This is a genomic window from Flavobacterium anhuiense, from assembly GCF_004151235.1.
In the GTDB taxonomy this organism is placed as follows: Bacteria; Bacteroidota; Bacteroidia; order Flavobacteriales; family Flavobacteriaceae; genus Flavobacterium; species Flavobacterium anhuiense_A.
This window is the reverse complement of sequence record NZ_JUIV01000022.1, coordinates 19,678-32,234: the sequence shown is the minus strand read 5'-3', so window position 1 is coordinate 32,234 and position 12,557 is coordinate 19,678. Positions and strand designations below refer to the sequence as shown.

Annotated in this window: 11 protein-coding genes; 2 read left to right on the top strand and 9 right to left on the bottom strand. The window is 36.1% G+C overall.

The window, feature by feature from the left end; translation table 11 throughout:
- Positions 1-20: 20 nt before the first annotated feature.
- The 4 genes from NU08_RS19775 to NU08_RS19760 form a co-directional block, all read right to left on the bottom strand.
- A complete protein-coding gene (locus tag NU08_RS19775) occupies positions 21-824 on the bottom strand; it encodes a DUF2490 domain-containing protein (protein ID WP_165352490.1) in 804 nt (267 codons plus the stop codon).
- 342 nt (positions 825-1,166) lie between these two features.
- Positions 1,167-3,230, bottom strand: coding sequence for an alkyl/aryl-sulfatase (locus tag NU08_RS19770; RefSeq protein WP_207214084.1), 2,064 nt, complete (start codon positions 3,228-3,230; stop codon positions 1,167-1,169).
- Positions 3,231-4,524: 1,294 nt separating this feature from the next.
- Entirely contained in the window at positions 4,525-5,148 is a 624-nt protein-coding gene (locus NU08_RS19765; protein ID WP_129748789.1) for a hypothetical protein, read from the bottom strand.
- The gene (locus tag NU08_RS19760) at positions 5,136-5,564 is read right to left on the bottom strand and encodes a hypothetical protein (RefSeq protein ID WP_129748788.1); all 429 of its coding nucleotides are present in this window, start codon (positions 5,562-5,564) and stop codon (positions 5,136-5,138) included. Before NU08_RS19760 ends, NU08_RS19765 begins: the two co-directional genes overlap by 13 nt.
- Positions 5,565-6,417: 853 nt before the next feature.
- On the opposite strand from NU08_RS19760, the gene NU08_RS19755 reads away from it, so the two are divergent.
- The gene (locus tag NU08_RS19755) at positions 6,418-6,993 is read left to right on the top strand and encodes a Crp/Fnr family transcriptional regulator (RefSeq protein ID WP_026729722.1); all 576 of its coding nucleotides are present in this window, start codon (positions 6,418-6,420) and stop codon (positions 6,991-6,993) included.
- Positions 6,994-7,061: 68 nt separating this feature from the next.
- Entirely contained in the window at positions 7,062-7,514 is a 453-nt protein-coding gene (locus NU08_RS19750; RefSeq protein WP_066034741.1) for a carboxymuconolactone decarboxylase family protein, read from the top strand.
- Positions 7,515-8,838: 1,324 nt separating this feature from the next.
- On the opposite strand, the gene NU08_RS19745 is transcribed toward NU08_RS19750, so the two are convergent.
- The 5 genes from NU08_RS19745 to NU08_RS19725 form a co-directional block, all read right to left on the bottom strand.
- Positions 8,839-9,141, bottom strand: a complete 303-nt coding sequence (locus NU08_RS19745) for a hypothetical protein (protein WP_129748787.1) — start codon at positions 9,139-9,141, stop codon at positions 8,839-8,841.
- A 43-nt stretch (positions 9,142-9,184) separates the two neighbouring features.
- Positions 9,185-9,649 (bottom strand): GNAT family N-acetyltransferase, encoded by a 465-nt coding sequence (locus tag NU08_RS19740; RefSeq protein WP_129748786.1) that lies wholly within the window; start codon positions 9,647-9,649, stop codon positions 9,185-9,187.
- On the bottom strand, positions 9,639-11,069 hold the full coding sequence (locus NU08_RS19735; RefSeq protein WP_129748785.1) for a TolC family protein: 1,431 nt from the start codon (positions 11,067-11,069) through the stop codon (positions 9,639-9,641). Before NU08_RS19735 ends, NU08_RS19740 begins: the two co-directional genes overlap by 11 nt.
- An 85-nt stretch (positions 11,070-11,154) precedes the next feature.
- Positions 11,155-11,568 carry a hypothetical protein gene (locus tag NU08_RS19730; RefSeq protein WP_129748784.1) on the bottom strand — a complete coding sequence of 138 codons (414 nt, stop codon included), beginning with the start codon at positions 11,566-11,568 and terminating at the stop codon, positions 11,155-11,157.
- A gap of 78 nt (positions 11,569-11,646) precedes the next feature.
- Positions 11,647-12,339 (bottom strand): hypothetical protein, encoded by a 693-nt coding sequence (locus NU08_RS19725; protein WP_129748783.1) that lies wholly within the window; start codon positions 12,337-12,339, stop codon positions 11,647-11,649.
- Between the last annotated feature and the right edge of the window lie 218 nt (positions 12,340-12,557).

Genomic DNA, 12,557 nt, shown 5'->3' with positions numbered 1-12,557 from the left:
GATACATTAAATTAATACTTTTATCCACCTCCACCGCTTGGCGCTCCATCATCCACTGCTTTCTCTTTGCGGACAACGGTCTTTGAGATATCAGAAAAAATATTTTCAAAAGTGAGATTTAGCTGAAGGGCATTATAAACTTTATCTGTCGCCATACGAGGCAAATATTCATTTGCATACGAAATTTCGATCTGAAATTTTTTTGATGCTTTGTAACCTAACCCTATCGTGGCGCGGTTTCTGTCAAAAAACTCACTGCCGCTTATTTCACTTTTAGTTTTAAAGTACACTTCATCAGATAAAAATCCATATACCGTCTTTTCTTTTATTTTTGGTCGGTTTATGGGGTATACCGCTCTGCCTTGAAATCTAAAACGCTCAACAGCTTCGAAAATCCCTGCTTCGTTCTCAATATTTCGATCCTCAAATCTTGCTCTAAGGTTAATATTTATTCTTCCATGCCTAGCTAGATTATAAGTTGCCTGCAAAGCAAACCGAAATTCGGGCGCTTGATTTTGATTAAGTTCCGGCACATTCTTATTGTAATAGTAAGCATAAAAAAAAGAAAGCTTCCAACGGTCGCCCGGATAATAATGTATCCATGCTCGAGCGCTGAATTGTGTTAAACCGTAAAAAATATTGTTTTCATCTGGCACTCCGCTACTTGTCAATCCAGCATCAACTTCTGCTACCCAGTTTTCACTAATGTTATGCGTAAAGGCATATTCGTTCCAGAATTGATTCAGTACTTCTTTCTGCCCCCAACTTGAATGCACATTCACAAGTAATAATACAGTTAAAACATATTTAAATTTAAAGCGCATAAGCATTTAAATTAATTATCAAGCTATTGAAAAGCTAAAAGTATTCTATTACAAAATTCTCGTTATTTGTAATGGCGAAAATTAAAATCGGCAAATCTCATAGGTAAATTAATCGTGAAGCTACACTCTAATAGATCTTTTTGTCAATGTGCGATTTAATTGCATAGAATAATGTTTAAAATAACCTTTCAAACTGCTATTTACAAACTATTTATTTTCAACCCATTAAAGCCGTACTGAAACAAAAAAAATCAGGATATCTCATTGAAATGCTCTCTTTCGATTTCCAAATGTTTATTCACTTCAACCGATACCCTGATTCTCATCCATTGCTATTTAGTATTAAGGTTCAACTATATTAAACCAGAAATTAAAAGTGTCTATTTTACTTAAAAAGCTTGTAAATGCGTTTTTATCTCCTGAAATTTTAATAGTCCCGTTATCAACAAGATCTTTAAAAGAAGTCTCGCCAAGACTAATGCGGTCCAGATCCTTTCTGTTAATTGTCAGGCTTGCGGTAACATCCTCAGAAACATTGCTTCCTATGCGCGGATTAACAGCGCCATTTTCTATAAGGAGTGCGACTTTTTCATTAACATCTGGCATCGTGATATTAAAATTGTACTTCATTGCCGCGGCATCTGGATCTGTACCTTTAAACTTCATTGCAAGGAAATTAAAAAACAAGCTTGTAGACATTCCGCGAACCATGTCTGGACCAGCCGTATTTGGCGATGGAAGCACTTTAACCCCGTCTCGCAGCTCTTTTGCCCCTGAAAGATAAAAATTTCTCCATGGCCCCGACTCAGCCTGATATCCCAGCTGCTCGTAAGTGTCTGCAAGCAGATTTCTTGCACTCTGGTTCTTAGGATCTGCAAATACAAGATTGCTCAATACGGTCGCTGTCCATCGGTACTCGCCTTTATCAAATGTCTGTTTGGCTTTTGTTAAAACTGATGCCGCCCCTCCCATGAACTCGACATATTTTTTGCCCTCCTCCGCAGGCGGCAGCTTGTCTAGATTGGCAGGATTGCCGTCAAACCATCCGAAATATAGGTCGTACTGCGCCTTTATGTTATGGCTGACAGACCCATAATATCCTCTGTTGTAGAACTGTTTATCCAAGCTTTCAGGAAGTTTTAGCATATTGGCTATTTCTACTGGAGTATAACCTTCATTTGCCAATCTTAAAGTCTGGTCATGGATAAATCTGTATAGGTCTCTCTGGCTTTTCCAGTATTTGTTTATAGTTTCATTTCCCCATGTAGGCCAGTGATGTGATCCAAAGGTTGACTGGACATCTTTTCCCCATTTCTGTAAAGACAGATCGATATACTCGCTCCATTTCTGTCCATTTCTTACCTTTGCACCTCTCAAGGTATATAAATTGTGAAGAGTGTGGCTGATATCTTCCGCTTGGCAGAAAGATTTAAATTCTGGAAAGTAAAACATCATTTCAGCTGGTGCTTCAGATTCAGGGGTATAAATGAATTCAACCGTTATTCCGTCTATTATTTTTTTCTCTCCATCCAATTTCTTAATTATTTCAGTGCCTTCCAAAATTCCAGCCAACCCGGTTGAAGTGGTTTGTCCTAGTCCTGTCCCCAAAGTTCCTTTTGCGTCTTTCGGCAATAAGTTTCCATACATATATGAAGCTCTTCTTCCCATGGTGTTTCCTCCCATTACATTCTCGCTGATTGCTTCATCAAAATATCCTTCCGGCACATATATGGGCACTTTTCCACTTTTCACATCAGCTTCATCCACAACGCCTCGGATACCACCAAAATGATCAATATGGCTGTGAGTATGAATCACCGCCGACACCTTTCTTTTCCCAAGTTTCTCATTTGCGAGATCAAGCCCTGCTTTAGCTGTAGGAGGCGATAATAGAGGATCTATTATAATCCAGCCGGTCTTACCTTCGATTAGTGTCATATTGGCCAGATCAAAACCGCGAATCTGATATATTCCGTCTGTAACTTTAAAAAGACCGTGTATACTGTTTATTTCACTCTGTCTCCATAAACTTGGATTAGTAGTTGCAGGAGCTTTTCCCTTGATAAAATCATACTGCTTCATGCTGTATACAACATTTCCTTTTTCATCTTTAATTTCACCCGCCGGCAGCGTTGCAATAAATCCTTTTCTCGCATCTTCATATGATGTATTGTCACTAAAGGGAAGATAAGAGAGAAGATCTTCCTGCTTTTTTTTGGTAAACGAACTTGCTTCCTTTTTATTTTTATCTGAACCATTCTGAGCAATTAGACCGAAGGGCATCATCGCCAGTAATACACTCATTGGAAGCCATTGTGCAATTAATTTTTTCATGATTTTAAAGTTTAAAAGAGTTCTACTTTTCTTACAAACTAAAGTTCGGATTCTAAACTTTAAATTATCCAAAAAAAAAGAAAAATGTTGTTTCAAATCATAATTTGAAACAACATTTGCTATATCAAATATTTATTTATAGGAAACAAACTACAAAATTAAATGAGGTAAAAAAATCGAGATATGATTTTAACAGGCCATGATACAAATTTTCAAAATTTCAAACTGCAAGATTATAAATCATATTTACGACCAACAAAACTCTCTATGATCAGTCTTGGAAATTAAATGAGTTGGTATAGGATTTTTTTTTTAGCTTAATTAAACGTTCACAATAATTATCTCAGAAAATAAGTTCAAAAGCAGCCAATTCAATTAAGTGCCGAAAAATTTATTTGGCTTTATATCTAGAAGTCAATATTGCCAAATGAGACTAATTGAAGACAATTTTAACCGTTCATTTCAATTCATAATTATGCTTGATATTTTTCACCATAAATATTGAACATTAATAATTTAAATAATAATTATCGGAAAAAATTTCATTAGAGATTATCTATGAAATCATGTAGATTTTTGCATCAGTACCTAAGAGGAGATCTAACTAAAAATACAATGCCAATGGAAGACAGACACTACATATAGCAAGGCAAAATCTTCAAATCATCTAAAAATGATGTCGAAATTTGTCCTGAGCCTTTCACAAAAGCATATGGCGCCAATGGAAGACAATTGGCGCCACTTTTTTTACTACTTCTACTAAATTACGATAACTTTGAATCATTCTTGCTTTTAATTTTCTTTCTTTAAAATAATGCTTTAGTGAGTAAACTAATATGATGATTAGAGGTAATTTGTGCAAGTGGCACTTGCACAAATTCATTTTTTGGCTATGAGCGGACTAATTGAGAAAACAGATAATAATTCATGAATAATATGTCAAAAAGTACACAAGGGACACTTCTTCTGACTGCAATGATTGGTAAATCATAAAATATTGTAGAATTGTATATTTAGTTTACTGCCATAAAACAATTTAGTTCTTATAATTTTTATATCAATCCCCAACAGGACATCTAAACCAAATTTACAAAGCCAATGAAAGACAGCCCCTACATGTAGTACACCAATTTCTTCAAATCATCCAAAAATGATGTTGTAATTTGTCCTGCTGAGGTCACAAAGCCAAATGGCGCCAATTGAAGACAATTGGCGCCTTTTTTTTTATTTTTTTTATAAAGTAAGTTGGGCTATTTTTTACTTTAATTTTCTTTTTAGAATCACATTAAATAAAAAATAGAGCACTAAAAAAATATGTTCTAAATGTTCATTTTAAAAATAGACTGTACTGTCGAGCTTTAAAGTCTTAATTGCCAAAAGGGTCGTTTTTTAATTTCTCTTTTTTGTCTAAATTACTTAAATGATTAAGTGCCTTAATGAGCCTTTCTTTAACACCTAATTCATTTTTGTAGGGAAAGTAAATACTGCTTGTTCCTTTATCAGGTTTGGACCGCAATATATTGCCATATGGATTAAATTCCTCATAATATCCCCTTTCCAATACACTGTTAGGGGTAAACGTAATATATAAGAATTTCACAGCAGAATCATCCGCCGCCTCGCTGTCTTCTATTTTTATCATCTTTGCCCAGTCTATTTTCATATACAGCTGGCCAAAAGATAATTTTTTCGAATCTCTTGTATCAAAACAATAACCTAAGCTAGTTTCATAGTTTCCATTTCCTATCGATATTATAAATTGTATGGCGCTGTAGGCTGATACGGTTTTTCCGTCTATTGCGTAGATAGTACCGTCTTTTAATTTATATTCAAAATCTTTCACATCATTGAAAAGTTTTGTGATATACTCTACAGTGGTTTTTCGGTCGGGTACCGTTTGTGCCTGTGCGGGTACTAAGCTTGTTGCTAGCACGAAAATAAAAAGTAGTTTTTTTATCATATATCCTCCCTTCTTTATTAATGAATCCATATTTCCTGTTGGTAATCACTTCCTGCATAATACAAGCGCATTTCTTTTACCGCATTATTGAAAGCATCGTCGTAGCTATTGCCAAAACCCGCAGCATAAGCAAGCTTCGTGCAGTCATATCCGCTTATCTGTTTTTTATAGCGGATTATAACAGCATTTTTCTGGTCATAAGATGAAAATATCATAATGGCAGAACCCGAAACATTGTAATTTTGCTCTAATCTTCTTGTTACTTCTTCCCGCATTTCATTACCGCCTTTGCCTGCTTCGTAGGTATACCCTACAGCCTGATTAAACTGACTGCAGTTTCCGTACATAGGCTTGTAGGCAATGCCCACTACTACCTGTGCCTGCACTTTATTCATACCAAAAGCAGTAAAAAGCAGTATTACTGTTGCTAATTTTAATTTTTCCATATTTTTTTTCTTTATCCTACTCGTTGGCTTTTCGGTTTCGCCTTGTTTTTTGAAATGGTTTTCCAACTCCATTTTTTTGAAAATAAAAGACAGCTGTAAGTCTTATATTGATTTTGAGAAGTGCCAGAGCAAAAGATTATCTGCTGTTATATGCTGTATCAAATCAGATCTATTCATAACATTCCCACTCTGTTAAAGCGGGTTCGGGACTAAGTTAATATCTATTTTCAAATCTTCCAAATACAAAATTGGAATGGATATCTTTTTTCCACAAAAAGCTAGGGCCATATTAATAAAAAGAGGGGTAACGACTTCTTTTTTTTACGGTCCATTTGCTTTCAGTTCTCAACAGGACATCTAAACCAAAAATACAAAGCCAATGGAAGACAGACCCTACTTATAGTAAGCCAATCTCTTCAAATCATCCAAAAATGATGTTGTAATTTGTCCTGTCGAGGTTACTCAGCCAGATGGCGCCAATTGAAGACAATTGGCGCCATTTTTTCATTTACACTAATAAATACGGTGGCTTTGAGTCATTTTTGCTTTTATTTTCTTTCTCTAAAATAATAGAAAAATTGCTTCAGCGTGTATATTTAGATGAAAAATAATACAAATAGTTAAGTTATCATTCGATAACTTAACAGGATTCGAACCCCCAGAATATTATAGAAATTGACTCTATATAATCTCCAAATTGCTTTCAATTACTATTTAATGACAAATAATGAAATCTGATTTCAAAACGTATTTAAGTATATTATTGCTATATTTGCTTAAGAGCCTGCCAGCGATGCCATTCCGATTAAAAAAGCTGGCCGAACAGTCAAAACCAATATGTCATTTACTCCAGATGTCCAATATACTCAAAAACCATATAGCCAAATTTGCACAGGTATCAGACAATGACTTTGAGCAAATCAAAAAATTCTTCGACATAAAACAAACGTGTAAAAAAGAGAACCTGCTAAAGGAGGGACAGATCTGCCGTCATCATTATTTTGTTTTGGACGGCCTGCTTAGAAAGTTTTATATTAACGAGAAAGGTACCGAACAAACCACGGAATTTGCCATAGAAACATGGTGGCTTACCGATAACTTTGCCTACGAGAACCAGCTCGCGACAGAATTTTATATTCAGGCAGTAGAGAAATCAACATTGCTTTACATCACTTTGGAGAAGCAGCAGAAGCTGCTGGAAGAGTTTCCGGTAATGGAGCGCTATTTCCGTTTTGTCTACCAGAGGGCTTATGCAGCCGCACAGAAACGCATCAAATTTCTTTTCTCGTTCTCTAAGGAAGAGTTTTATTTCCAGGCAGTCAGAAACCACCCCGAATTCATCCAGCGTGTTCCTCAATACCTCATCGCTTCCTATCTAGGATTCACGCCCGAATACTTGAGCGAAATACGCAAAAGGCTTCTTTCTTAAACCAGTTTAAGTTTTTTCCTTTCCCTATTATTGAATTTTGCATTGAACAATTTTAAAAGAATAATACAATGCAAAAACGACTTAACATTAAGCAGGCCGCTCCGGATGCACTAAAAGCGATGATAGGACTTGAAAGCTACCTTTCAAAAATTTCCATATCCAAGACAGCCAAAGAACTCATAAAGATACGTGCCTCGCAGATCAACGGCTGTGCCTACTGCATCAACATCCACACTCAGGACGCCGTTAAAAACGGCGAGTCAAACCAGCGCATTTTTCTCTTGAGTGCTTGGAGAGAAGCTGGGGACATTTTTACAGAAGAGGAAAAAGTGGTGCTCGCGGTAACTGAAGAGATAACATTAATTCATGAGAACGGATTAACGGATGAAACCTATACAAAGGCCTTACAGTATTTCAGTGAAAGCCAGATAGCAGATATAATAACGGCCGTCATAACAATCAATCTTTGGAACAGGGTTGTTCTCAGTACCCATCTCCGAATAGGAGAAAGTCTTGCATAACTTGCAAAAAACTAGTTTAATTACGATGCATCCAAAAGTTTAGAATTATAATTAAATTTGAAGACAATAAGCCCGATTTGTTTCGGGCTTATTGCTTTTACGAAAAACTCATTTAAAAGCACCAATTAGGATAGAAATGCTCCAGTGGAACAACAATCAAATAATTCATACAGCCAAAGAAAGACAATCCTGCCTTAACTTAAACAATCTTTTAAAATCCTGCATAAATTTTGTAAATTTATATATCAGTTTAATGCGATGGATCAATTGAGTTTTTACAATTTTTGCATCAATCCTACTCAGGACATCCGAACCAATTTTTTAACGCCAATGAAAGACAGACATTACATATAGAAAGCCAATCTCTTCAAATCATCCAAAAATGATGTTGAAATTTGTCCTGTCCCCGTCACCACACAGCCAAATGGCGCCAATTGAAGACGATTGGCGCCTTTTTTTTTACTACTTATACTAAATACGATAGCTGTAAATCAATTTTGCTTTTATTTTTAGTTCTTTAAAATAAGAATAAAAATGGATAAATTCGTAAATCTGTGGAGAAGCAAAAATTAACCATAAATATTAGGTAGTCCAAAGAAGGCATTCCATATTTCTAACACCTCTGATCCTTATCAAGGGAAAATAACTAGAAATGAGAACTATCCATATTTTTCGTTTTCCACCAATATATAAAACTAAATACTGCTTTGCTCTAAATTAGTTTGACCCTAGGTAATTGTGCAAGTATCACTTGCACAATCGGAAAATCAGTTTTCAGTCGAATTAAAGGTACGATATACTTTAAATTTAGAACAAAAAATCTTTGTTGCCATGAAAATTACAATTATAATAAGGCAGCTAGCCAAATGATTTATTAATTCACCAACAAGCTAAATATGAAGCTCTACAAAGACTGGACGGACACCCGTCACCGTCATAGACCCGATAGCAGCAGAAATCCTTCTGGGCCGTGGTTCGGCGCAGAAGATTGGAGCGGATAGCGGGAACAGCTCCTAAAAATTATATTATCCCAAAATAATATTAAACTAAAGCAATATTGGCTGCGTACCCAGAGCCGGCAGGCAAAAAAACGCAAAGCTTGCGCCGGCATCTCAAGGCTTTCGCCCGAACAAATCCAGTTTAGCCAGTGACCGCTGTAGCCCGCAATAGCTCCTCAGCAATAAATGCCGCTATGTGCTGCACTTCATTACCTTTGAGCTCGAGAATTTCAAAAGCATTAACATGGAACTCCTCCAGGTCCTGACCCGTAGTATTTAATAGAACTGGCCTTTTATTTTTTGAAAACTGATGATAAAATATAACTTTAAGCAACTAAATTCATATCTATTTTCTTTTTAAGTTTATAAGCACCATATCCTAAGACTATCGCAAAAGGAATTAACGTAAAGTGAGCTAAATTTCTTGCTGTATCATTGGAAACTTTATCCATCGCCGCCTTCTGTTCTGCTGATATTTCATTGCTTGAAAAAAGACCGTCTTGATTTAAATCAAAAGCAGAAAGTTCTTTTTTATTTTGATAATTCTTAAAAGCAATTATCGAATTCAATAAAATGTATGCTAATACAGATGTTAAAAATCCAAATTTAATAGGAGTAAAAAATCTCATCTAGTAATGGTAAACAAATTTAATTAAATACAATTGAAATGCCCTATACATATTTTTCATAAACGGTATATTTAGGTCTGTAATCCGCTTTTTCAGGAAATGTTTCATCATTAAAGCTAAAAACACGCAATTGAAATTTTTCTACCCCTTTTTCAATCAGCCGCTGCTCCATATCCTTCATTAGCTCCCTTCCTATTCCTCCCCTTTTATATCTTTCGCTGACTGCCACGTAAAGAACCTCGCCAATCAATGAATCCTTAAGGATAAAATTTTTTTGAACCTGAGTAATTTTAGCCAGAGCAAATCCAATCACTTCCTGTTCTTTCTCAACAACACTCAATATCAGGTCGCTATTTTCCTTAAAGGTACTATTGAATAACAATTCGTATCTCTCTGGCTTAATTTCATCTCTGATATCTTTACTACTTCTACGGTGTTTTGCATCCAAATCTTGAAATAATGGCAGTATTGCCGGAAGATCGTCATGTGTAGCTGGTCTAATTCTCATATTTGATTATATCGGTTAAAGTTATCTGTTCAAGATCGGTTACCTTATTGTAGATCTGTTCGGTAATATTCATTATCTCTATATTGGCATCATAGCTTAAGCGTTCGGCATCAGAATATTCGGCATATAAGACTTTCTGCGCAAAAAGCAGTTTTTCCATTAATTTTAATTTGTTCTGCAAAAGCGCCGATCTTGATTTCTCAATCTTGAGCGCCTCATAAAGATCCCTTATTTCCTGCACTGTAAGATTAATCCTCTCTATGGTATTTCTCTTATCAAGCTCCAAGTTTAAAGCTTCTATTTCATACTTTGTCTTGCTGATTTGAAATTCTGTTTTTCTTTTTCCAAAATCCAGCAGCGGCAAACTTAAAGAGATTGAAAAATTCTGACTCTGGTTTGGATCCTTAAAAATATCCTGATACTGATCTGTAGCGTTGTTGAACCCCACCCCCAGAGACAAGTTTGCTGAGTAGTACTTCATGCTTTGCAGCTGCCTGATGTTTTTATCCAGCCCGGTTAAACTGTTTGCGGCTACAATCTGATGGACAAGCAAATAGCTTTCAATGTAGGCATCCGGGCTTTGAACTTCAAAATTCAATCCAGGTACAGGCAGCTGGTCTGAGTCTCTGATAATTTCTGAGTTAAAGAAGCTGTTAATTGACTTTATTTTTAACGCCTCTCCTTTTTTTAGAAAAACCTGATTCCTTTGAATATCTAAAAGCCTTAGCTCTACATCAATGGAATCATAGGCCATTATCCTCCCGGCACTTATAAGGTCTTTTACAATCTTTTTGTATTTGCTGGCTGAAATCCATTCTGCATCGATAAGAACCGCCTGCTTTTTTATTTTAGCCAGCTCAAAGTAATGTCTTACGGCGGCTTTTTTAATATCTATCCGCTTTTGCCGGTTAATTAGGTTGTTGTAGTTGTATTTTGCTTGCTGTATCTTATTCTCCCATTTCATTTCATTAAAAAAGGTCAATGATTGAGAGAAATTTATCCCGAGCCAGGATGCAGAATATGAAGTTGATCTTTGGTCGTCTCCAAACAGATCCAATCTGTTTAAGGAGTTTGATATGGTTATTTTTCCTCCCGTAAAAGGTATTTTTTGCGTAAGGGATAAACTGACCTTTGAGTTGGCCGAGTTGGACTCCCTAAAAGCATAACTTCCGTCTGGCTGCATCACCTCTGAAATAGACCTGTTGTAGCTGGGAAGAGAAAAATTCAATGAAAAGTCAGGCAGAAAACTTTTATTAAACAGCCTGTATTCCTTATTGTTGAGTTCTGTGTATTTTGCACTTCTTGCAATTTCTGACGAACTTTCAACATTATTTATAAAATCATTTATTTCAAGAGCTTTTTGAGAAAAGATATCGCGACTATAAAGGCACATCAAACTTATAAGAAAAATTCTGAACATAGGAAAATAGTAAAAAAACAGGATATGGCTGGAACCCTGCTTTTAAAATTGAATTGCAATGATGCAGTTGTTGTATAATCTATTATTATCCGCACAAATAAATAGCAGTGAGCCTGGCAATTACAAACATTCCCCCTGCAAATAATCCAACCGAGAGCAGCAATATCGTAAAGAAATTATCCTTTGGCGTTTTTTCGCTCTTAAGTTCTATGCCATCAAACAAGGGTTTGAGGGTCTTTTTACAGAAATAAATAAACCAGACTAGTAAAATTGCCATGATAAGGTAAGCTGACAGCCTGTTTCCCTTAATATTTACATTTATGCTGAAAAGACAGGTGATAACCACAAAAAACAGCATGCTAAACATAAAGACCGCTATGCCCAGAATATTCCTAATTGCCACATAGGCATATCTTTTTGAAGTCTCTTCATCATATTTAAGATGATAATAATAGTTATTCAGTAATTTTTCGTAAAAAAAAAGCAATTTCGACTTCATGCTTTAATATAATTTTATTGATTAGATTATTGGCATTTGCCGCAAAAAAAGCAAATGCCAATAATGTTTTTTTATTGATTAATTAGAATAGGCTGCTCCTACCAAGCCAACCATGATTGATAATCCTCCAAATACTAGGGAATGCGGTCCCGGTACCAGCGCGGCTGCACCTAAACCTGTAGCTATAGCATTCAGAGTGTCAGTATCTGTCCATGGATCCTCGCCTGTTACCACTTCTTTTACAGCGATAACAGTTTCAACTCCGCCGATTACCACGCCTGCAGCGCCAATTCCCGTACCTACTTTAGCAAATGTTTTTGCTGTTAGGCCTACCTCTCTTGTTATTGCCGTTATAGCATCCATTGATGTTCCGGTAAATCCTGCGCCGAGTCCAGCTGCATTAACTGCTGCCCTTAGTTTGCTGTCAACATCCCAAAATTCTTCAGCACTAGCATCACCTTCTGCGACATTTACAAAACTATCAGGAGAAACGAAGTTTTCACCATAATCGTAGCCTCCGCCGCCTCCGCCGCCTCCCCCGTAATCATAACCGGGATCACCACCTTCACCTCCTCCTGGCCAGTCAAACCCGCCACCTGATCCGCCTGATCCGCCTGATCCGCCTGAACTTCCGCCCCCTCCGACTACGACCTCATCGAGCCATCCTCCATCATAATCATAATCTTGGCTTTGTGAATTTGAACCTCCCCAAGCGCCAAAAACGCTCTGTTGGACTTCCTTAGAAATTTCTGGAAAACTTAAGTCTTTCATGCAGTTTAAATTTATGTTAATATTATGTTAATTATATATTTTACAATGTTTATTTTAATCTCCAATCATGATTTCCAATTCAAAATATTTATAAGAAAAACTATCTTTTTTTCTTTTTAAATTGAACAAAATATATGTATTATTGCACATTTTTTGGCAAAAGTAAAAAAATTCACATATAAAAAAAGACAAACCAGCATAAATTTTAAAAAACGCCT